Below are 22504 nucleotides of genomic sequence, written 5' to 3' on the forward strand. Positions count from 1 at the left end.
CCCCTCCCGTCCCCCTCCCCCGACATCCAGGGATTCATCTTCGATTTAGATGGTGTGCTCACAGATACGGCAGAATTCCACTACCTAGCTTGGCAGAGACTAGCAGATCAAGAAGGTATACCTTTTAATCGGCAGGCTAATGAAGCACTGCGAGGTATATCCCGTCATGCTTCCCTCATGCTGATAGTTGGAGATAGACCATATTCCGAAGCACAACTTGAAGAGATGATGGAGCGCAAGAACCGCTATTATGTGGACTTAATCCAAAATATGACGTCTAGAGATTTGTCACTAGGAGCGATTGAACTTTTGAATGAACTGCGGCAAGCTGGTATTAAGATAGCTATTGGCTCAGCTAGTAAAAATGCTCACACAGTAGTAGAGCGATTAGGCATTGCCGACAAAATAGATGCGATCGCTGACGGTTATAGTGTACAGAAACCTAAGCCAGCACCCGATCTATTTCTACACGCTGCCAACTTGCTAGGACTCGCACCAGCGCAATGTGTAGTCGTAGAAGATGCAACAGCAGGGGTTGAGGCTGCTTTAGCCGCAGGTATGTTGACGGTAGGACTCGGCCCAACTGAACGAGTTGGCTCAGCTCATATTGTTCTGCCTAGCCTAGCAGGCATCAAATGGACAGACCTGAAAGCTAAATTGAATAGTATTGCTACACAAAAAAAATAACAATCGCATTATAAGAACTAATCTGTAGCAGTGCTAAATCATTTGTGAAAATTATCTTGTTCTGTTACCTATCCCACCGCGAGGGCGAAGCAAAAATTGCTCTTGATGTGGCAATGTTGCTAAAACAAAGATAAGAGTATTAATTATATAGAGTTAGAAAATATGTACATCCAAATTAAACCAGAACTAGAGCAATTTATTCAGGCACAGCTGGCAAGTGGTAGATTTGCTAATGCAGATGATGTCATCAATGAAGCCTTTAAACTGCTACAGGAAAGAGAACAGTGAATGGAAGAATTACGGCAAAAAATTGCTGTGGGAACTGAACAAATTGCTAAGGGACAAGTAACTGATGGCGAAGTTGTATTTGCCAGATTCCAGGAAAAAATTCGTCAAATTGCTGAGGAGTCATCTGGATGAGCAATTATTCATTTTCAGATGGAGCAGTTCAAGATTTAGATGAAATTTGTGAATATATTGCTCGGAGTAACCCAAAAGCAGCTAGTAAGCTTTTTGATGACATTCGCTAAAAGTGTAAATTAGTAGCTAGTTTTCCCAAGATGGGGAAAAGTTATGGAAGGCTTGTACCGAATCTGCGCGGTTTTGTTGTGGATGATTACGTTATATTTTACTATCCTCTAGAAGACGGAATTAGTGTTACTCGTGTTGCTAGTGGTGATCGAGATTTAGAATCTTTGTTTGCAGATGCAGATGAATAATAAAACCTGTAGCCAGTGAATATTGATTGATTTTTATTTGAGATCTGATGTGAATTGCACTCTTACAAGGAATTAAAATACTTACTTTAGTACTAAAAATGAGGAACTGCCTCAAATTTCAAAAATAACTATTTATAAAAAAAAGTATTGTTAAATGGGGTGGCGTGTAACGGAATACGACTACACCCGGCTGAAACTGTTTTTCATCGATTTACACTGCGAATGGCATACAGATTTGGCAGATTTTTGGAATAAACGCCAAAAATTTCACAGTAATTTCATTTTGATATGACAAACTAATTATGAAGGCAGTCCTATGAATATGAAAAACTTGCTGTCTTTCCTTCATAGCTGGTGATTTTAAGAGAATGAAAATGCCAGCTAATAGCCGTTACTTTAGTTGCTCCGTACTCAAGGAAATTCCTGATAATGCATAGCCCTGAACGTTCCCAAGCATTTATGATGCTCCGTTGTGTTTCTGGAGGATTCCTGAGCCTGATTCTAGTAACGATGAGCGTACCAGTTCTAGCTGGCGGTGGGCATAGTCACGGTGAGCCAGCCTTTAATACCGAAGCTGGTCAAGCTGCTGGTAAAGTTCAGATTGATGCCAAAACTGCACAAAGGCTAAACATAAAAGTCGAGCCTGTTACCAGACAGCGACTGGCTATCAGCATTAAAACTACCGGACAGATTGAAAACTTGCCGAGTAAACAAGTAGAGGTAACTACGCCAATTTCAGGGGCGAAAGTTGTTGAGTTGCTCGTAGAACCTGGAGTATTTGTGAAAGCAGGTCAACCCGTTGCTGTGTTATCCAGCCCCGATTTGGTAGAACTACGCGTTAACTCCCAGGAAAAACGGGCAGAGGCTCAAGGAGATTTACAGCAAGCTCAAGCCGACTTAAAACTAGCTCAACAAAACTATCAACGATACTCACAAATAGCTGCCGCAGAGATTGCACAAGCACAAAGTCAGGTAGCTTATGCTCAGGAAAAGTATAGCAAAGATCAGCAGTTAGCTGATGCAGGCGCTCTTGCACGTCGCAATGCTTTAGAGTCCGAAACTCAGCTAGCTCAGGCCAAAGCTCAATTGACTACAGCAGCCAGCCGCCGCGATGTTATCCAAGCGGAAGCTCAACTTAAACGCGCTCAGTCATCTGTCCAGGTAGCTCAGTCCCGCCTGCAACTTAGCAATACCACCTATGAAACTCGCTTGCAACAACTTGGGACAAGAGCGAATGCTAAAGGACTGGTGACAATGACGGCTCCTATTTCTGGCAGGATTGCCAACCGCGAAGTTACTCTCGGTCAAACATTTCAGGACGCAGGTGGGAAGCTGATGACGATTGTTAATGACAGGCGCGTTTTTGCCACAGCGAATATTTATGAAAAAGATCTGAATTTGGTGCGCCAAAATCAGCAAGTACGAGTAAAAGCTACTGGCACTAATCGTACTTTTACCGGAAAAATTGCCGTGATTGGATCGGTGGTACAAGGAGAAACGCGAGTTGTCCCTGTGAAAGCAGAAGTTGATAACTCTAGCAGTCAATTAAAACCAGGGATGTTTGCCCAACTGGAGGTGCTAACAGACCAAACCACAAAATCTCTTTTGGCAATTCCTAGTGATGCGGTGGTGGAAGCCAATGGTAAAAATATAGTTTTCGTACAAAATGGCGATGGTTATGAAGCGGTGGAAGTAACGCTAGGTAAAACTTCTGGGGATATGGTGGAGGTAGAAAATGGTCTGTTTGATGGCGATCGCATAGTTACTAACAATGCTGTTCTCGTTTACGGTCAATCTCTGCGTACCCCAAACAAAGCTCTCTTAGATGAACATACTGATGAGGATCAAGTAAATAATAGCATTTCTTTGCCTAACGGAATGTCATTACCTTTGTTATTGGGTTTAGGAGCATCTGGAGTATTAGCGATCGCAGCAGCAGCTTATTGGGCTGGTCGTCGCACCCAAAGAAATTTAGTGCCAGCAATTGAAGGTTTTATCTATGACCATAAATCAGATCATTCATCATTAAATCACAACAATCATCTTCTGGAATCAGAATTTAAAAAATCGGATTCTATTGAAGTTCACGAAGATAATTCTCACAAAAATTAACTTAACACCAAAAAATAAGTATTCTTCTGGGGAGACAGGAGTAATCAATCCACAATTTAAAATCCCAAATTAGTAAATGCTAAATACTATTCTTAAATGGTCAATTGCTCAACGTTGGCTAGTTGTCATCAGCTCGATTATTATCAGCATTTGGGCAGTGCAAACCATAAAGCAAATGCCCCTAGATGTCTTTCCTAGCTTTGCTCCTCCCCAAGTCGAAATTCAGACAGAAGCCCCTGGATTGGCTCCCGAAGAAGTCGAGGCGCTAATTACACTCCGCATTGAAAGTGCTATTAATGGTACCCCAGGAGTCACCACAGTTCGTTCCGCCTCAGCCGTTGGGCTTTCTTCGGTCAAAGTTGTCTTTGATTGGGGAACTGATATTTATAAAGCTAGGCAACTGGTAACAGAAAGAGTGCAGCAAGCTGCTGGTAGTTTGCCAAATGGTATAGCTCCCCCAGAGATTACCCCGATTAGTTCACCTTTAGGAGCAACAATTAGTTACGCCTTCACCGCACAAACAACTCCTCTAATGGAGGTGCGACGGATCATCGATTGGCAAGTTACTAATCGTCTTTTAGCTGTGCCTGGAGTCAGCCAAGTCTTTGTATTAGGTGGAGATATCCGCGAGTATCAGGTGCTAGTCGATCCAGCCAAGCTAAAAGCTTTTGATGTATCTTTGCAGCAAGTTTCACAGGCATCTGCTGGTGCTAATGTCAACGCTCCTGGTGGATTTCTGATTAAATCAAATCAGGAAATCTTAATTCGTGGTGTTGGGCGCATCGAATCAATTGAACAACTGAAAAAATCAGTAATTACCCAACGTAATGGTACGCCAGTTCTGCTAGAAAATGTTGCTGATGTACAAATAGGTGCAGCATTTAAGCGAGGTGATGCCAGTTTTAACGGACAGAAAGCTGTGATTGTTTTAGTTAACAAACAACCACTAGCGGACACTCCAACAGTCACCCGCAAAATAGAAGCAGCAATAGAGGAAATTAAGCCTAGTTTACCCAAGGATGTAAAATTTGCAGTTACTTTCCGCCAGGAAGATTTTATTGAGTCATCCGTCAAAAACGTCGAAGAATCTCTGCGCGATGGAGGCATTATCGTTGGTGTAATTTTGATTTTGTTTTTGATGAATTGGCGCACAATTATTATTAGCCTGAGTGCGCTTCCCTTATCTCTACTGATGGGTCTTTTATTCCTAGATTGGTTGGGAGAGGGTATAAATACCATGACTTTGGGAGGGTTGGCAGTTGCCATTGGTTCGGCGGTAGATGATGCAATTGTAGACGTAGAAAATGTCTACCGTTGCTTGCGAGAAAACCGCCTGGCTGGCGACCCTGTACCACAGATGAAGATCATCCTGGAAGCCTCCAACGAAGTGCGAGCTAGTGTGCTGTTTTCTTCAATAATTATTGCGGTAGTGTTTGCACCTATTTTTACACTTACAGGTGTGGAAGGTCGCATTTTTACACCTATGGGTTTGGCTTATCTGCTAACAGTTTTCGCCTCTACCGTGGTTGCTTTTACTGTAACTCCAGCGTTATGTGCCTTATTACTGGTTAATTGTCCATTACCGCCAGAAGAACCATTTGTTGCTCGTCTAAGTAAACGACTATACCAACCAATTTTGCAGTTTTCTATCCGCCGTCCTCAAATTGTTTTAGTAGCTGCGATCGCTTCTTTGGTGACTTCTCTAATTGTTTTTCCCAGCTTGGGACGAATTTTCTTACCTGAGTTTCAAGAAAGGTCATTAATTATTGCGGCGAATCTTGTACCAGGGGTATCTCTAGATACTACTACACAAGCCGGTTTAGCAATTCAAGATGCGCTGAAAGGTGACAAAAGGCTGGATTCGGTTCAGGTACGCGCCGGGATGACACCGGGAGATTCCGATATTTTAAGTGTTGACTTTGCACACATAGATGTGGAAATCAGTCCAGAAGGAATGAAAGAACGGGAAAAAACCCTTGAGTGGTTGCGAGAAGAGTTTGCTAAATTACCGGGTGTGGCTGCGAATGTCGGCGGTTTTATTTCTCACCGCATGGATGAAGTTTTATCGGGGGTAAGGAGTGCGATCGCTGTCAAAATCTTTGGCCCCGATTTAGATGAATTACGCACTCTCGCCAGTCAAATTCAGACAACGATCAGTAGCGTTGCGGGAGTCGTAGATTTGCAAACAGAACCCCAAGTACCGATAAAACAACTACAAATTAAGTTTGACCGAGAAGCGGCAGCTCGTTATGGACTATCAGTAGGAGAAATATCAGAAACTATCGAAACAGCTTTGAATGGTCGAGTTGTGTCTCAAGTCCTAGAAAAACAACAAGTATTTGACCTTTTGGTTTGGTTAAAAGCAAGCGATCGCGCTGATATAGACACCATCAGTAATTTACTGATAGATACTCCTAGCAAACAAAAAATTCCCTTAGCTCAAGTTGCCAAAATTGAATACGGCTCAGGGCCAAATACAATTAATCGTGAGAATGTTTCTCGACGAATTATAGTCTCTGCAAATGCAACTGGACGTGACTTAAAATCTGTGATTACTGATATTCGGGCGAAGATTAAACAACAGGTACAGATTCCCTCTGGATACTTTATCGAGTATGGCGGTCAATTTGAATCGGAAGAAAGAGCAAGTCAAAATTTAACGCTGTTCAGTACCTTAGCTCTTGTTGTAATTGCCGTGTTAATGTACTTTGCTGTTAAATCAATTCCTTCCATGCTAATGATTATGGTTAACTTACCTCTAGCATTGGTGGGGGGAATCTTTTCGATTGCTTTAGTAGGTGGTGTTGTTTCTGTAGCTTCCCTTGTGGGCTTCATCACTTTGTTTGGAGTAGCTGTGCGAAACGGACTGCTGTTAGTAGAAAACTACAATTCTAAAATAGCTACAGGAATGCCTTTGCATGAAGTACTGGTATTAGGTTCTCAAGAACGTCTTGGTGCTATTTTGATGACTGCTTTGACATCAGCTTTGGGTATGGCTCCCTTAGTAATTGGCATTGGCCCTGGGAAGGAGATTTTGCAGCCATTAGCAGTTGTAGTGTTAGGCGGATTGTTCACTTCTACGGCATTAACTTTGATAGTTTTACCAGCCTTATATTCCCTATTTAGTAGGTTTGTAATACCAAAAAATATCTCAAACGCAATGCCAAAGAACGTTGTGGAAACAAGAGTTTAAAACCAGGAGCAAAATCATGAATTCATTGAAATTAGTTTTGATTACTTTAAGTGGAACTATCCTGATTTTATTTAGCGGCTGTGCCAACAAGGAAGAAGAAAACAACAGTCAAAATCTAGCAAAGCCAAGTGTAAACAATGTTGCTAAAACTGATCAAAGTTCTGAGAAATTAAACGGAAACCCTGCTGATAAAAAACATTCTCATAACCAAGGGCATAGTGGTCAAGTTGTTAATTTGGGAAAATATCATTTAGAGTTTAAACCAGATATAGAAAAAGATGGCACTCATTTAGATGTGGCTCTGCATGGCGAACAAGATAAGGAAATTACTGATGCCAAACTTACCGCTCAAATTCAGTTACCCGATGGTACTAAAAAAACTCTAGAAATTCCTTATAAGTCTGAGGAGGATCAATATGCGGCTTTGCTCCCTGAAACAGCTACAGGAGAATATAAAGTTGTCATCCAAACTGATGTTAATGGCGAAAAACTAAACGGTCGTTTTAGCTTTAATAGAGCCGCTCAAGAATAAAACACATCTGGTGTTGCTGTTATTGGAGGTCATTTAACAATGGATTTTATATATGTAGAAACGTTGCAATGCAACGTTTCTACACAGTTTATCGGTCGTGCGAAATATTTTATCTTCATTGTATTGCTGCATAACATGATGCTTAGGCTAAAGATGTAACACACCCTACTTTAGCTAAAGTTGGTCAAGAGTAATAACGGTAATATCACTCTTAGGAATTTTTATTAAAAAGATTACCTAAAAATCTATGTAAATTCCTAGTTTGAACTGTATTTTCATAGTAAAATTATTAGGAAATTATGAAAAGAAACTAAAAATCGAAATAGATATAATTATTTCTGAACTTTGTAAAAATCTACTGTAACAGCATCAAATTTCATCCTAATTTCATCTCCTTCTGTCAAACTGATGGAATCAAAGCATCATTTGCCGAAAATGATTCTGATGTTTGGTTGATTGTCCTAGTTGATTATTGAGAGGAGTGAGATGAAAATCACACTAATTTATGCAGCTGTTATATCTTTAGCACTGTCAGCTTCAGTACCTGTTACTTACGCAAATACTATAAAACAAGCTGGTAACTTTCCTCGTGTTGTTAGCTTTGAAGAATTTCCTCAAGGTATTCGCCACTGGAAAAATATTAGACATACATTCCAGATAGAAATTCCTCAACAAAGCAAAGCTCTTTCGCAATTAATTATCGACATTCCATCTAATTTAACTGTCAGCAATGACATTAATATATTTGACCAATCCGATAAAAAAATCACTGTAGATGTATCCATCAATGGCAAGAAAGTTATATTAGGATTTCCCGAACCTATTGCTCCTGGAACGATGCTCACTATTGAGATGAAAAATGTCAAAAAATCATCGGTAACTAATGGTAATAAACTATACAAATTTTTTGGTAAGTTTATTGACATTAATACGGAAATACCCATTGGTATAGTTCGACTTCGTGTTTATTAATGCACCAATTTCAAGGGTATAGCTGCTTTTTATGAAAGTTCTGTTAGTTGAAGATGAGCCAGATTTAGGGTCATCAATTAAGCTAAAATTGAGTAAAGAAAGATATATTGTTGACTGGGTTTTGGATGGGACTGAAGCCTGGAGATATTTAGAATACGATGAGGCGGAGTATACACTAGCAATTTTTGATTGGTTACTTCCAGGGATATCGGGTTTAGAATTGCTGCGTAGGTTACGGGTTCGGGGTAAGTCTTTACCTGTATTACTATTAACAGCTAGAGACAGCATGGCAGATAAGGTGGCTGGGCTAGATGCGGGTGCAGATGACTACTTGGTTAAGCCGTTTGGCATGGCAGAACTGCTGGCGCGACTACGAGCATTGCAAAGGCGATCGCCCCAGTTTCAGCCGCCACAACTTCGAGTTGGTAATCTGATGTTAGACTATGGTAGTTGTACAGTTTTCCGTCAGCAACTTAATGGTGATGGCCACGCGATCTATTTAACAAAGAAGGAATTTCATCTGCTGGAATACTTCATGAAACGTCCTAACCAGATTGTTACTCGTGAGCAACTTTTGAGTCATCTTTATACCCTCAATGCAGAGCGTGTTAGTAATGTGGTGGCAGCTCAAATCAGACTATTGCGACGCAAATTGTCGGAGCATGGTTGTGATGGTTTAATCGAAACTGTCCCCAGTATGGGCTATCGTTTCCATCCAAGCAATGCAGATTCGACTATTTAGTAAAACTCGCCGACAACTAGCTCTCTGGTATGCGATGGTTATGGGTCTAATTCTGACCTTATGTGGTTTAGCTGTTTATAAGGTAATCATTGACGCTTACTTGGTTTCCATCAACCGAGAACTTGAATCTGTGACAGGCACGCTGCATAATGTGATTGAACCGACTCTCAAACAGCCTGGTCGCGCAGAGCCAGTTTTACAGCAGGTTTTACCGAATATTTGTTTAATCGAGTCCGGCTGTCCCACCCCAAAAATCTTTAATCACAGCCAAAACAATCATGCGGAACATGGCATTTTTAGTATTGTCTACAAAGATCAGCAATATTACATCCGTTTTATAGACAATTCCAGACGCTTAATTGCAGTGTCTGGTTTGCAGCCTCATGAATTACCCCCGACTGTGCGACCAGAAGTATGGCAAACTGTTAAAGCTCCTGATGGCCATCGCTATAGTCAAAAATCTTTGCTGCTCCACACTCGAAACAATCAGATTTGGGGTTCTATACAGGTGGGGCGAAGTCTCAAGGATCTTGATAGTCGTCTCACAGCTTTGAAGTTCATTCTAGGGCTAGGATTACCGATTACTGTACTTCTAGTTGGTGGTTCTAGTTGGTGGCTGGCGGGATTGGCAATCCAACCGATTAACCAATCTTACAAACAAATGCAACAGTTTACATCTGATGCTTCCCATGAGTTGCGTACTCCTTTGGCGGCGATTAATGCAACTGTTGAAACTGTACTCGATGTGGAGCATCTACCTGAGCAAGAAGCGCGAGATACCTTGGCATCTATTAAGCGTCAGAACTATCGCCTTGCTGAACTAGTTCAGGATCTACTGCTGCTTTCCCGATTGGATCAGCAAATGCAGGCTACACAATGGCTACCTTGCTGTCTCAACGTTTTAATTAATGACCTGATAGAAGAGTTCTCAGCATTAGCCAGTGCAGCTGATTTGACACTGACATCTTCAGTGCTATGCCAGCAGCTGCTTTATGTCATAGGAGACGAAGACCAGCTTCTACGTCTATTTTATAATTTAATTGCCAATGCCATTCAATACACCCCAGCAGGCGGTTATGTAACTGTCATCCTTAAACGCAACAACAATCATGCTCTAATTGAAGTGAAAGATACGGGTATTGGAGTTTCGCCCCATGAACAAAAGCGGATTTTTGGCCGTTTTTATCGCGTGAATAGCGATCGCTCACGTCAGACAGGTGGATCTGGATTGGGACTGGCGATCGCGACTGCAATTGTTCAAACTCACGGCGGTAGCCTCCACATCCAAAGCCAACTTGGTAAAGGTAGCACCTTCATCGTGAGATTGTCTTTGACAGTTAGACCTAAAATTAACAGCAGTTACTCAACCTAGCCACCCTAAGTCTGAATCCGGGCTAAACCAAGCGAAACTTCTTGATGGTAGAATACAATCATGAGGCTTGAGGATTTTTGCCTATGCGATCGCTATTTACCAAACATGACGCTCGTTGCAACCCTCGTTCACCGCTACCATTACGCCTCTGGGTGAGATAAAAATTAAAAAAAATATTTGCTTCGATTGCTAAAAGTCCTTACACTAGTACCAGCTAATTAGCAAAAACTTAACTGTTCTATTTCCTTTGGCAGTAGCTGAAGAAAACTGAAGTAGTGAACTCATAGCTTTAGGTGTGAATTTAAAATGTTACGCCCGTGGTAATCTCTAACAAATCAGAATATGCACTTCTAGCCCTGTTGGAGTTGGCAACCTGCTACGCTAGCGGTGAATCCCTACAAATTCGAGAAATAGCGGTATTACAAGATATCCCGAACCGCTATTTAGAACAACTTCTAGCAACATTAAGGCGTCAAGGCTTGATTAAGAGTATACGCGGAGCCAAAGGTGGCTACGTCCTGGCACGAGATCCGCGGACAATTACAGTCTTGGATGCTTTTAACTGCATGGAAGGAGCAGACGTTCCTGTTTCTACTTGTGAGCCAAATGTCAACACAGTAGAAAGCGAAGTGATTCAAGAAGTTTGGCAAGAAGCCCGTCAAGCTGCTAATGCCGTGTTGCAAAAATATACACTCCAAGACCTTTGTGAACGACGGGCAATCCGAAAACACAAAGAATTGATGTATTACATTTAAAGTACTGGGTACTGGGTACTGGGTACTGGGTACTGGGGACTTAGGTGAAGTGACAACTGAGAAACTAAACCCTAACACCCTGGTGCAAGGTTAAAAGTTGACTATTTAATGGCTTATTTACACGCTATCTGTAGTAAGGTGCGTCTCTCTTTAAAAAAGTTGTTATTAACAACAGCTTGGCGGTTTACTAGACAAACTATATAAGAATTATCTAGCAACTGTAATGCACCTATTAATAATTCATTAGAATCTAATAATTTCCTACATAAATCATCTTGATGTATTATGCAAATTTTGTAATCTAGAGATTTCATAAATGAGTTAGATACCATTCCTTTAAATAACTCTTCAATTTCACTCTTGTATCTATAAAACGAGCTTTCAGTACTTTCATCTTTTTTGTTCAAGATGATTGCATAATCTCCGGAAATATCTCCATTTTCCTCAACAATTATATTTTCAGCAAAAATAGAAGATAAATTTAAATTTGAATTCAACAAACAATACAGTTCATCCTGCTTTTCATGGATAACTATGGCAGAAGTACAGACACCTAATATTCCAGATTTATAATGCCCAATGCCCAATGCCCAATGCCCAATGCCCAATGCCCAATGCCCAATCCCTTTTACATTTGGGTTAATGCGATAATTTCTTCAAAACAGAAGTGGTCAACGAGATCACTCAGCGCCTTGATGAGGCGATCGTGCGGCTCAGGGATTTGCTCAATTAGCATAATAATTTCCCTGGCATTAATTCGCAGCGCCGCCTGATGCAGTTGGTTGATCCAGTTGCTTGGCATTACGCCCAAGTCTGCAACCGTTAGCACAGGCGTCAAGGATGAACCATTAGCAAGCCAAGATGCTCCTTTACTATCTTCCTGATTGTCCGCGTCGGCATAAACATAGCGAACGCCCAAGTATTCAGCCATTTTTTCAAAAATCACAGTCGTCCGAAACGGCTTACGCACAAAGTCATCAAAGCCCACAGACAGGGCTGTAAGACGGTCTTCCTCAAATGCGCTTCCGGTTAACGCGATGATCACCGGGGCTTGAGAGCCTACGGCTTTGATTTGTTGGGTTGCCTCAAATCCGTTCATAATTGGCATTCGGAGATCCATCCAGATCAAGTTAGGCGACCAGCTTTGCCAAAGGGCGATCGCTTCTTGACCGTTGACCGCCTCCCGCACCTCAAAGCCAATGGGAGTCAACAACTCAACCAGAAGCTGCCGATTTTCTAATTTATCCTCGACAATCAAAATGCGATAAGTGGGTTGTCCCTTTTCTAAACCAATCACTTGCCGACTCAGTGCAGATGTTGGCAAGGTATCTAAAATCACTGCACGAGTTTGGATATTAAATGTAAAAATCGAGCCATTTCCTAATGTGCTATTCACCGTTATATCTCCACCCATCAGGCGGACAAATCGCTGGCTGATGGGTAATCCGAGTCCAGTACCTTCCTGGGCTTTTTGCCCCGCCTCCGTTTGCACAAATGGCTCAAATAGGCGATTAAAGTCCGAGTCAGCAATGCCGCAACCTGTATCTTCGACGCTGAAGCAAAGGGTAATGGGATGATCGGGCGTAATAGTTTGGCTAAGAGCTTCCACCCGCAGTGTCACTCCACCCACCTGGGTAAACTTAATTGCGTTTCCTAGCAGATTAACCAGAACCTGGCGTAATTTACTCTCATCGGCACAAATATATTGCGGAATTGTGTGCGATCGCTCAAAAATTAGTTCTAACCCTCTTGAGCGGGCTTTGAGAGCAAACATCTGTTGGAGTCGATCGAGAAGTCCGTAGAGATCAAAATTTGTTTCGTTGAGGGTGATTCGACCCGCTTCAATTTTGGACATTTCTAATACATCATTGATTAAGGTCAGCAGGTCTTCGCCACTGCGATTGATGGTATCCAAGTATTCTTGCTGCTGGGAATTGAGCGTTCTATTCCGCAGCATCAATTGGGTAAAGCCGAGGATGATGTTAAGAGGAGTCCGCAGTTCATGGCTCATGTTAGAGAGAAACTGGCTTTTGGCAAGGTTGGCAGCATCTGCGGTTTCTTTAGCTTTCTTCAGCGCAGCTTCGGTTTTTTTGAGCTTGGTGATATCACGAGCCACCCAAAGCACTGTCCGGTCAGACAACGGCGAGACACTAGCTAAAAACCAAGTTTCTCGATTCTTAATCGATAAGTGGTATTCAACAAAAACATTCTTGCGAGTTCCATCAGGGTTTCTGGGTTCCTCCCTCAGATGCAACGCTTGCTGAATGGCATCGAATATCAAATTTGCAACCGCTTCAGGTAAAACTTCATGAACTGTTTTGTTAATGCGATCTATATCAGGTTTGTAAGCAAAGGATTGCGTTTGCACATACTTCGTTTGCACATATTTTAGATAACGACCCTCGGCATCAAAAACCACTACCATGTCGGTCATGGCTGCAAACATTAACCGGAGTTCTGCTTCGGATGTTTTTAGTGCTGCTTCGACTTTTTGACGACCCCTTCGGGCAGCTTCGCTAACACGAATTTCCCGCTGAAGTTGGGCATTTTTCTCGCCAAGTTCTGTGGTGCGTTGCGTGACTCGGCTTTCTAATTCCTCGTTGGTTCGTGCTAGGGCTAAAAAGGATTCACGCAATTGTTGCGCCATTTGGTTAAAAGACTGGGCCAAAGAGTTTAGCTCGGTTGTACTGTTTACAGAAACTCTTTGGTCTAAGTTTCCTACTGCGATCGCTTTTGCTGCGCTCCCCAATCGTAGAATTGGCTGCGTAATCCAGCGAGCTGTCAAAATGCCCAATCCAGTTGCCAGTCCAAACGCCGCCAGACAAAGCACAATTGTTGTGCGAGTATTCGCATTGATTTGATCCATAAAATCCCGTTCGGGGACGACGACGATGATCAGCCAGTCCAACCCCTGATCATTCTTCATTGGCACAACCTGCAAAAATTGCCGTTGACCTTTAATATCAAATTCCAGTTGTTGTTTTTTAGTAATCTGGGTTAAGTTGCCGAAGCGTTGCAGCAAATATTTGGCGGTGCGTTGCGTCAAAGTATCATTGCTGGCTGTCGCCTTGACTCGGATGGGATTCTGCGCTGTAATAGGCGCTGTCGGATTTTCAATCATGTAAGGTTGTTGCGTAGCGGAACTGCCAACTAGCAATCCCGTACGGCGTTCAAGAATGAACGTTTCGCCCGATCGCCCTATTTTCAGACTCTGCAAAAATTGACTAATCCCAGTGAGTGAAAAATCTACGGCCGCAACGCCTAGCAGAGTACCGCGATCGTCATAAATCGGCAAGCTGGCATTCAACACATATTTGGGCGTGGCAAACAATTTATAAATTCCACCCCAGTTCGCTGTTTTGGACTTGACTGCTGATTGATACCAAGGACGAGTCCGGGGATCGTAATTGGGCTTGGATCTTAAGAGTTTAGTGTAATGTCCTGGCCGGTCTGCGGCATAAATCCGTATATCATGCCCCATCGACTCCGTGGAAACTTTCACTTGAAAGCGACCATCATCTGCTCTTTCTACCGCAACATGTTCTCGATATTCTGACCCAACGTAAACTGCTGTCACCGTATCAAATGTTTCAAGTTGATACCAAAGGTGTCGTTCTAATGCTGATAAATCTTGGACATTAACTTCACCCAGCCGGATCGCATTAGCATTCAATTGATTGATTTTATGAGGCGTTTCAACATAGGTTTGAAGGTACTGCTGAATTCGGCTCGTGATTTCACTTCGGAGTTGAATTGCTACCTCATTGACTGCTCGTTGTCCATTGTGAATTGATAGCCAGCCAGTTAACCCCACGGCTAGAGAAATTTGCATTATGAACGGCACCACAAGAATGTGAAGCAACGACATACTTTTAGCAAGCTTTAAAACCTGATGGGTGAGAGGACGCATGTCCGAAGTCCTTAAATTAAACAGCAATGCTAGGGTGCTAATGCTAACCTAGAAGCTTTCCAATTTTAGTGAAGCTTATTAGCATAATATATAAAATGATCAATCTGAAATAAAATTATCCTCATGGATAATAATCAAGTAAGAAAACATCATAAAATAATGTAAGAACTTAATTTTTTAATCGCCGTAAAGGTTATTAATAGAGGAAAAATCCATGTTTTTTGATGTTGTTATTTGCTTGCTAATTGCTGCTCAAAAATTATTTTAAGAAGGGAGACAGAAATAAAAGTATCCACATTAATAAATGTAAATTAGTTATTTTGAAAATTCTCTTAGCCCTTTGATTAGCTCCTTGAGAAGTATGGAATTTAACCAATCAGCCAAGGGAGATATTATCATTGTTGACGACACTCTAGATAACCTCCGCCTCCTATCAGCAATGCTTACCGAGCGAGGATACGAAGTTCGGAGTGTCACCAATGGTTCGATCGCGTTGATCGGTATACACGCTCAACCACCAGATTTAGTTCTGCTGGACATCAATATGCCCGGAATGAACGGTTATGAGGTATGTCAGCGCCTCAAGTCTAATCCCCAAACCCAGGAGATTCCGGTCATTTTTATTAGCGCTTTGAATGAGGTATTCGATAAAGTAAAAGCTTTCTCAGTTGGAGGCGTTGATTTTATCAACAAACCTTTTCAGATTGAGGAGGTTATGGCTCGCATCGAGCATCAACTAAAACTTTGCCGCTTACAACTCCAACTCCAGGAGCAAAATCGTCGCTTGCAGCAGACAGAAGCAGAACTAAGGCGATCGCTTGAGCAAGAACGCGCACTAAATCAACGCATTGAGGAAATGGCGGCTCTAGAAGAACGCAATCGGATTGCGCGTGATATCCACGACTCGCTGGGACATTCCCTTGTAGCGCTGAATGTCCAAATGGAAACAGTGCTCACACTTTGGCAAGTTGATCCTAATCGAGCGCGATCGTTTTTAGTAGAGGCGAAAAAACTGGGTTCCGAAGCTCTGCAAGCAGTGCGGGAATCAGTTTCCGCCATTCGCTCCGACCCACTCCACGGACAATTAATCGGAGGTGCGATCGCTAACCTTGCAGAGGAATTCTATCACCTCACCGATATCTTACCAGAGTGCCAAATTGATTTATCACAACCGCTTTCCGACTCGGTGAATCATGTAGTGTATCGGATTATCCAGGAAGGGCTAACCAACATTTATAAACATGCCAAAGCCACGAGCGTTCAGATTAAAATTCAAACAACGGCTACAGGTTTATCGCTGATACTCCAAGACAACGGTCAAGGCTTTCAATCAGATCAAGCCGTGGCAGGATACGGACTCCAAGGAATGCAAGAACGAACAGCTACGGTAGGCGGACAGCTACAAATTGTCAGTAAACTAGGCGCTGGTTGTCGAATTCTCGCTAACTTTCCCAGGGAGCGCTAAGGAAGTGGGGAACCTGATACTGTAGAGAGTCAAATGAAATCCAGACAGATGCTTAACTAACCAAGCTTTCAATTGCTTCTAATAATTTAGTCAGCCCACCAATTTATCACAAAATTTTTTACCAGAAATCTATTAATGTCAATTTTTCGTACATCTAGATAACGGTTCTTCACAAGGACATGCACAATTAAAAGTAGTCAAAGTGCGATGTCTTCTCTGCGAGACCAGGGTGAACGACGGGCTGCGCCTAAGCTGCAACTAGTTGATATTTATCGCCTCTTACCCCAAATGGTGATATTTACGCCGTCAAAACCACTTCCCATAGAGCATCTGTATCGATCCATGTCTTAGGTAATGATACTGGCTATATTTGATGTCATCAATTCATCCGAGAATCCGAAAGCGTTAAATCGTTTCGTTCTGGATATTCTAACGCTACCTTGCAAATGAGAGAAGGAAAAAGAACATGTTCAAATTCGATAGACTGCAACCCCCCGTTTTTGAGCAAGTTGAAGAAGAACGCCTGCACCGCAAACAACGTCTAGCCGCTGCCTTTCGCCTGTTTGGTCGGTTTGGATTTAGTGAGGGGATAGCAGGTCATATTACAGTTCGCGATCCGGAATTTACAGACCATTTTTGGGTGAATCCGTTAGGAAAGTACTTCGGGCATGTCTGTGTGTCTGACCTACTATTAGTTAATAAAGAAGGTGAAGTTGTCAAAGGTGATCCTCTTGTAAATCAAGCTGCCTTTGCCATCCATTCCCAGATTCATCAGGCTCGACCCGATATTATCGCCGCAGCACATGCTCATTCAATTTATGGTAAAGCCTGGTCTAGCTTGGGTCGCCTGCTTGATCCTCTTACACAAGATTCTTGTGCTTTTTACGAAGACCATGCCTTGTTCCATGACTGTACAGATGTTGTGTTAGATACCTGCGAAGGCAAGGAAATTGCTGAAGCTTTGAGCCAGAACAAAGCAATAATTCTGCGTAACCACGGTATTCTGACTGTAGGATACACAGTGGACGAAGCTGCTTGGTGGTACATTAGCTTAGAGCAATCGTGTCAAGCGCAACTTCTAGCAGAAGCCGCAGGTAGACCCAGCGTGATCAAACACGAAACAGCCCGTTTAACACACAGCCAAGTGGGAGCACCTTCAGGCGGGTGGTTCAGTTTTCAGCCACTTTATGACAGGATTGTGCGTGAAGAACCCGATTTACTTGAGTAGTGCTGACATGAGGTTAGTCAATAGCTAAGTATTTGCTAACAATAGATTATACATACTCACAAATTACGTTTGTGCCATTTCAGTTTTAAGAAGATAGCGAGGCCAAGAAATATTCCTGGGTATGTCGTCGGTTCCGGCACAGAGGTAGGAGGTTCATAGGTTACTGAGCCTCCAAATACAACACCAGCTGGATTTTGTTCATAGTTGGTATCACCCGGAATACCAGCAAATACGCCAGGGCCGTTCTGTGCAACAACCTGAATGATATTTTTGCCTGTTACCAAAAATGGTGTAATAGAGAATGTTTTCAAAAATGACTGCGCTTGTGTCGATTGTGAAGCATCAGATATGCTACCCCAAGACCCAACCAAATTATTATTTACAAATACTTCGGCAAAGTCATCAGCTGCTATGGAGATACTTCCCAAGATTGGCGAACCGGGCAGATTTAATTCCTGAGAAAACGTGTATTGAGCTAAACTGGCCGTCGGAGTTGTTCCATCAATACCAGGTGCCCAAATCCAATTAGCACCTGCAATGCTCGACAGATCCGCCGACCAGCCATCTCCCACATAGGAATAAGATGTTGCACCAAATGGGCAATTCAATGGAGAACTCGAATTTAAACAGACGTATTGTGCATTTCCCTGGGAAACTGCGTCAGCATCAGTGACACCCCAACTAGTGTCCGATGCAAAACCGAGCGATGAAGCTTTTGCAGCACTTACGGTTCCAAAAATAATCATTGCTGTGCTGACCGCAGCAGCGAGTTTAATTGTTCGCATTAATTATTTCCTTGCGTAGAATTTGGATATTTAAATATACAAACTGCTAGATGCAATTATCATACAGCTTTTTACCGTATATTTACGTAATAAAGCGTAAAAATCTTTTGTTCAACGAGTGAAATATTGCTCATTAACAGCTTTGGGATGTCCCATCCGGCGATCGCAACAGCTGTGAGTATTATTCAGGGTGAAATGAGCAGAGAAAACTAAAGGCATGAAGAATATAATATAATGCAGTATTTCTGCACGTTCAAAAGACTGTTAAGTTTTCTGGCAGAGATGTTTTTATCCCATAGTCTCGATGCTAGGAAGGTAATTCTACAGTTGCTGCAATATCTTCTGTCACCCAAACTCTCTTGTCCAAGGTTCAGACATTCATCTGTGAAAATGCAGCCTGCTCCTCTACCTAAAAATGAAGCAGAAAGACTCAAAGCCTTGGAAGACTACAATGTTCTGGATACTCTGCCTGAGCAAGCATTTGACGATCTGACTGCTCTTGCTGCCTACATTTGTAAGACTCCAATTGCTTTAATCAGCTTAATTGATACCAATCGCCAATGGTTTAAATCTAAGATAGGAATAGAAGCCATTGAAACACCCAGAAAGTGGGCTTTTTGCTCCCATGCAATTCTTAAACCAAATAATATCTTAGTAGTTCCTAACGCCATCCAAGACGATCGCTTTGCTGACAACCCCCTAGTAACAGGTAATCCTAAGATTCGTTTTTATGCAGGTGCGCCACTGGTTACGCCTAATGGCTTTCCCATAGGGACACTGTGTGTCATCGATATCATTCCTCGTCATCTAACTGACAAGCAGTTGGATGGATTGCACCGCCTGAGCCGTCAGGCGATCGCCCACATGGAGCTGATTAAGGAAGTTCGCAAACGCCAACAAGCAGAAATGGAAGTCAGACAGTTATCGCTCACCGATGAACTAACAGGTTTGCATAACCGACGTGGCTTTTTCGTACTGGCTGAGCAACAGTTGAAACTCGCTCACCGCATGAATATGTCGTGTTGGGTGATTTTTATTGACTTGGATGGACTCAAACAGATTAATGATACTCTTGGTCATGACATGGGAGATGCCATGATTGTTGATGCTGCTCAATTACTCAAGCGAAGTTTTCGTAACTCGGATTTTGTTGCTCGCCTGGGTGGAGATGAGTTCATTGTTTTCGTAGCAAGCCGCTTCAAAGACGCTGATAGTATTCAGGCGCGTCTGCAAACAAATATCAGCAGTTTCAATCAACAGCAAAACCGTAGTTATCAACTTTCGATGAGTATGGGAATAGAGCGTTACGCTCCAGAGAGCAATATGTCAATTGAACAACTGGTTACTAAGGCTGACGAGTTAATGTACGCTCACAAGCGTCTTAAGCGACAATCTATCAGCTAAATTTCCCTAATTGGCTATTTTGAAACTAAACAATTCGTTTTATGATATGGTAATTTTTTAAACAGATTAGCCATTTTAATTCAATGATTGATCACCGCAAATTGTCTAAGTCTCTGGGATTTTTGCTTTTCTCAGTAATATTAGGATCTGATTTAGCGATCGCTCAAAATGGTGTGCAGTCATCTATCAGTAAAGCTGTGACATTCACCTGTGGTGACAGTGAAGCGACTATCAAAGCTAAAAATGGCCCCAAGGTAGTTATTGGGCAATCAACTATCTATATTGGTTATCGGCAAGTATCATCTCAGAACAAAGACCCTCGCATTGTTCGTTTCGATAATGGTGTCAAGAAATGGTGTCGTGGTGACTACGAAACAACGAATGACGATGGTACAGGGTACGGATTACTTTGGGATGGGGGAAATGTTTTGTATGGCATTTTCACCTCCACTGGTAGCCAAACTGGTAATGATTTTCGACGCTATGCCAATGGTCGTTGGCTATCTAGTTATGGTAGCGGCGGCGGTGCAAAAGTATCAGTTATAGCCCGTCTTAATCCAACTAATGGTGATGTTTACTATGCGACATTTCTTTCCGCAAAAAAGGCGAATGATGGTAAAACTAACTCTTTAGTTGTGACCAAATTATCATTGAATGGTACAAATTTGACTGTACAAGCAGATTCATGGTGGACTCCCCGTCGCGCTGATACAAATTCCATGACATGCATTGATTCATCACCTTATAAATATACAGCTATATTTACTGGTGACTTAACAAAGGTAACTTCGGCTTCGGCAGTTAAATGCAGTTAAAAGATTTGATTAATTAGAACTATTGCAAAATTTTTTTGTGGTATGGTCACGAATTTGCCAATATTAATTATTGAAGATAAAATTTTAATGGTTCTTCAATATTGGCGGAAATATCGCACTTTTTATCATATTGGATTAGATTGGGGGCTTTCAGAATCTTAATTTAAATAGGTGATTTATACCCCGAAATTTTAGCAAATTACAAAATAGCGTTGCTCTCGTCTAGGAGGATGTTTGTAAAGTCTAATTTATCACTTGCCCAGGCGATTAGAAATCGCGCGCCACTTGCTACAAGTCGGCATAGCCGCCCAACACAGTGGCTTGGCTACACAGATGAAACCTTAATTTTATGTTAGTCCGCGCAGGCGGACTTTGCCTGTGTAGTAGCGAATTATATTCGCCTAAAATTTTTAAAACATCCTCTAAACTCAAGTTGTAGAGGCAATTCATGAATTGCCTCTACGTCAATTATAAAAACAATCAGCAATACCAAAGTTTTTGTTTACTGACAGTCAACAATTTCTGTTAAATATTGACGCTTTGAGGAATATTCTTAGGAAGCAAAAACTCGTAAGCTATCAACCTATCACTTTCTCTGTTTCGCTGGTTAATTTTACTCGTAACTTGTTGTAGATTTTGATGAAACTTATTCAAAGCACTTTGCACTTGTTGCCCTTTTTCATCTTTTGGAAAAGCTGATGTAGAGTAATTGCCTAGATTTGTGTAATAAACAGAGCCAAGTAAATAAAGTAAAACTATCTGTCCTTGAGCCTGAAATAGGGGTGGTAGACCGTCGATAAAACTTCGTGATTCTTGAGTATTCGTTGGTGCTACAAGATAACGCGCAAAAGGAAGTGCTGGCGAATACATCATAAACTCTTTTTGCGGATAGTTAACAGCAGCATGTTGAGCGCTAGCTATAAAAATAACCGTCGAGACAGCTTTAACTAAATAATCTCGTGTTTGAATTTGTCCTTGGCCATAGTCCCCAAAATCTTGTAACCGTCCTCCTTCAAACGAAATCAATGTAGATGCCCATGTTTGTAAATCTATATCTGCAAGAACTGATGAGTCGTTGCTGTAGTAGATACTAAAATAATCATTCACCCAACTTTCAATAGCATTCCAAATCAGTAACCCGTCATCTCGGTAGGGATAGGTAGGTAGCTTGTTAGTATCGTTAACGCCACGATTTACTAAAGTTTGGGGAAATGAAACCTGATTAAAGTTAAACAAATAACTTTGTGTTGCTTTGGCTGCTACTGACTGATCACCACCAATAGTACTACCTAAAAGCGAGTCTACAGTATTTTCTGGTGCTACTAAAATCGTATGAGCGCCATAATTAATTAATACAGTACCCTCAAGATGAGGTATCAGTAAACTTTTTAAAGGGTGGTTGTTAGGTAAATTATTAGTCGGGACAACAAAAGCCTCAACAAATAAGTGAGTACGACCTAAATGAGAAATTACTGCTTGATAGTTGGCATCTGCTTATATACTACAGTATTATTACTTATTATTTATAATAATATGTTTTTTTTAGAACTTACGCATTGACCGATTGGTAAGCAATCATGGCACGGTAAATTTATGCATGAGTCCAAGGCGGTAATGCAGACATGAGTACTGAATAATCGTGACTCCGCATTTTCATAACACCTATCGTAAATTTGGGAAGCCTACACTATAATCCAATACAGTTTGGTACAATTCCCAGATAACATAGGATTCCTATTTGATTTTTGAAGAAACTGCGTACACCTTTAACTCCCTTCTTTCCTGTTCCCTGTTCCCCATTGCCCATTCCCTG

Annotated in this window: 18 protein-coding genes and 3 pseudogenes; 17 read left to right on the forward strand and 4 right to left on the reverse strand. The window is 41.8% G+C overall.

The window, feature by feature from the left end; all coding sequences use genetic code 11:
• From pgmB to IQ246_RS07180, 11 genes and pseudogenes are all read left to right on the forward strand, one after another.
• On the forward strand, positions 1-687 hold a 687-nt coding region (gene pgmB, locus IQ246_RS07135; protein WP_194001469.1), incomplete at its 5' end, for a beta-phosphoglucomutase.
• Positions 688-849: 162 nt separating this feature from the next.
• The gene (locus tag IQ246_RS31205; protein WP_339379188.1) at positions 850-975 is read left to right on the forward strand and encodes a type II toxin-antitoxin system ParD family antitoxin; all 126 of its coding nucleotides are present in this window, start codon (positions 850-852) and stop codon (positions 973-975) included.
• Positions 976-1107: a hypothetical protein gene (locus IQ246_RS31210; protein WP_339379189.1), complete on the forward strand. Its 132-nt coding sequence runs from the start codon at positions 976-978 to the stop codon at positions 1105-1107.
• Between the two features lie 125 nt (positions 1108-1232).
• Positions 1233-1406 (forward strand): annotated as a pseudogene (locus IQ246_RS29830) (type II toxin-antitoxin system RelE/ParE family toxin); the annotation flags it as partial.
• 429 nt (positions 1407-1835) lie between these two features.
• Positions 1836-3518, forward strand: coding sequence for an efflux RND transporter periplasmic adaptor subunit (locus tag IQ246_RS07150; RefSeq protein ID WP_194001471.1), 1683 nt, complete (start codon positions 1836-1838; stop codon positions 3516-3518).
• Between the two features lie 76 nt (positions 3519-3594).
• Positions 3595-6711, forward strand: a complete 3117-nt coding sequence (locus IQ246_RS07155; protein ID WP_194001473.1) for an efflux RND transporter permease subunit — start codon at positions 3595-3597, stop codon at positions 6709-6711.
• Between the two features lie 16 nt (positions 6712-6727).
• Complete coding sequence (locus tag IQ246_RS07160) at positions 6728-7243, forward strand: hypothetical protein (protein ID WP_194001475.1); 516 nt, start codon at positions 6728-6730, stop codon at positions 7241-7243.
• A gap of 486 nt (positions 7244-7729) precedes the next feature.
• A complete protein-coding gene (locus IQ246_RS07165; protein ID WP_194001477.1) occupies positions 7730-8215 on the forward strand; it encodes a DUF2808 domain-containing protein in 486 nt (161 codons plus the stop codon).
• Positions 8216-8246: 31 nt separating this feature from the next.
• On the forward strand, positions 8247-8957 hold the full coding sequence (gene rppA, locus IQ246_RS07170; protein ID WP_194001479.1) for a two-component system response regulator RppA: 711 nt from the start codon (positions 8247-8249) through the stop codon (positions 8955-8957).
• The gene (rppB, locus tag IQ246_RS07175; RefSeq protein WP_194001481.1) at positions 8938-10329 is read left to right on the forward strand and encodes a two-component system sensor histidine kinase RppB; all 1392 of its coding nucleotides are present in this window, start codon (positions 8938-8940) and stop codon (positions 10327-10329) included. The genes rppA and rppB overlap by 20 nt, the downstream gene beginning before the upstream one ends.
• Before the next feature lie 317 nt (positions 10330-10646).
• Entirely contained in the window at positions 10647-11084 is a 438-nt protein-coding gene (locus tag IQ246_RS07180) for an Rrf2 family transcriptional regulator (RefSeq protein WP_194001483.1), read from the forward strand.
• Positions 11085-11197: 113 nt separating this feature from the next.
• On the opposite strand, the gene IQ246_RS07185 is transcribed toward IQ246_RS07180, so the two are convergent.
• Together IQ246_RS07185 and IQ246_RS07190 are read right to left on the reverse strand one after the other, a co-directional pair.
• Positions 11198-11692 carry a hypothetical protein gene (locus IQ246_RS07185; RefSeq protein WP_194001485.1) on the reverse strand — a complete coding sequence of 165 codons (495 nt, stop codon included), beginning with the start codon at positions 11690-11692 and terminating at the stop codon, positions 11198-11200.
• A 20-nt stretch (positions 11693-11712) separates the two neighbouring features.
• On the reverse strand, positions 11713-14916 hold the full coding sequence (locus tag IQ246_RS07190; protein WP_244141952.1) for an ATP-binding protein: 3204 nt from the start codon (positions 14914-14916) through the stop codon (positions 11713-11715).
• A 439-nt stretch (positions 14917-15355) separates the two neighbouring features.
• Between IQ246_RS07190 and IQ246_RS07195 the strand changes: the two genes are divergently transcribed.
• The 3 genes from IQ246_RS07195 to IQ246_RS07205 all read left to right on the forward strand — a co-directional run bounded on the left by IQ246_RS07195 (position 15356) and on the right by IQ246_RS07205 (position 17687).
• Entirely contained in the window at positions 15356-16459 is a 1104-nt protein-coding gene (locus IQ246_RS07195) for a response regulator (RefSeq protein ID WP_194001489.1), read from the forward strand.
• A gap of 207 nt (positions 16460-16666) precedes the next feature.
• On the forward strand, positions 16667-16810 hold the full coding sequence (locus IQ246_RS07200; RefSeq protein WP_194001491.1) for a hypothetical protein: 144 nt from the start codon (positions 16667-16669) through the stop codon (positions 16808-16810).
• A 115-nt stretch (positions 16811-16925) separates the two neighbouring features.
• The gene (locus IQ246_RS07205; RefSeq protein WP_194001493.1) at positions 16926-17687 is read left to right on the forward strand and encodes a class II aldolase/adducin family protein; all 762 of its coding nucleotides are present in this window, start codon (positions 16926-16928) and stop codon (positions 17685-17687) included.
• A 56-nt stretch (positions 17688-17743) separates the two neighbouring features.
• Here IQ246_RS07205 and IQ246_RS07210 read toward each other — a convergent pair whose 3' ends face one another.
• Positions 17744-18472 carry a PEP-CTERM sorting domain-containing protein gene (locus tag IQ246_RS07210; protein WP_194001495.1) on the reverse strand — a complete coding sequence of 243 codons (729 nt, stop codon included), beginning with the start codon at positions 18470-18472 and terminating at the stop codon, positions 17744-17746.
• A 390-nt stretch (positions 18473-18862) separates the two neighbouring features.
• Here IQ246_RS07210 and IQ246_RS07215 point away from each other — a divergent pair, with 390 nt between their 5' ends.
• The 3 genes and pseudogenes from IQ246_RS07215 to IQ246_RS07225 form a co-directional block, all read left to right on the forward strand.
• The gene (locus IQ246_RS07215) at positions 18863-19876 is read left to right on the forward strand and encodes a sensor domain-containing diguanylate cyclase (RefSeq protein ID WP_244141954.1); all 1014 of its coding nucleotides are present in this window, start codon (positions 18863-18865) and stop codon (positions 19874-19876) included.
• A gap of 83 nt (positions 19877-19959) precedes the next feature.
• On the forward strand, positions 19960-20691 hold the full coding sequence (locus IQ246_RS07220) for a hypothetical protein (RefSeq protein WP_194001499.1): 732 nt from the start codon (positions 19960-19962) through the stop codon (positions 20689-20691).
• A gap of 57 nt (positions 20692-20748) precedes the next feature.
• A pseudogene (locus IQ246_RS07225) lies at positions 20749-20850 on the forward strand (transposase family protein); the annotation flags it as partial.
• A gap of 366 nt (positions 20851-21216) precedes the next feature.
• On the opposite strand, the pseudogene IQ246_RS07230 reads toward IQ246_RS07225, so the two are convergent.
• A pseudogene (locus IQ246_RS07230) lies at positions 21217-22170 on the reverse strand (lipoxygenase family protein); the annotation flags it as partial.
• Between the last annotated feature and the right edge of the window lie 334 nt (positions 22171-22504).

The organism is aff. Roholtiella sp. LEGE 12411 (assembly GCF_015206995.1).
Classification (GTDB): domain Bacteria; phylum Cyanobacteriota; class Cyanobacteriia; order Cyanobacteriales; family Nostocaceae; genus Komarekiella.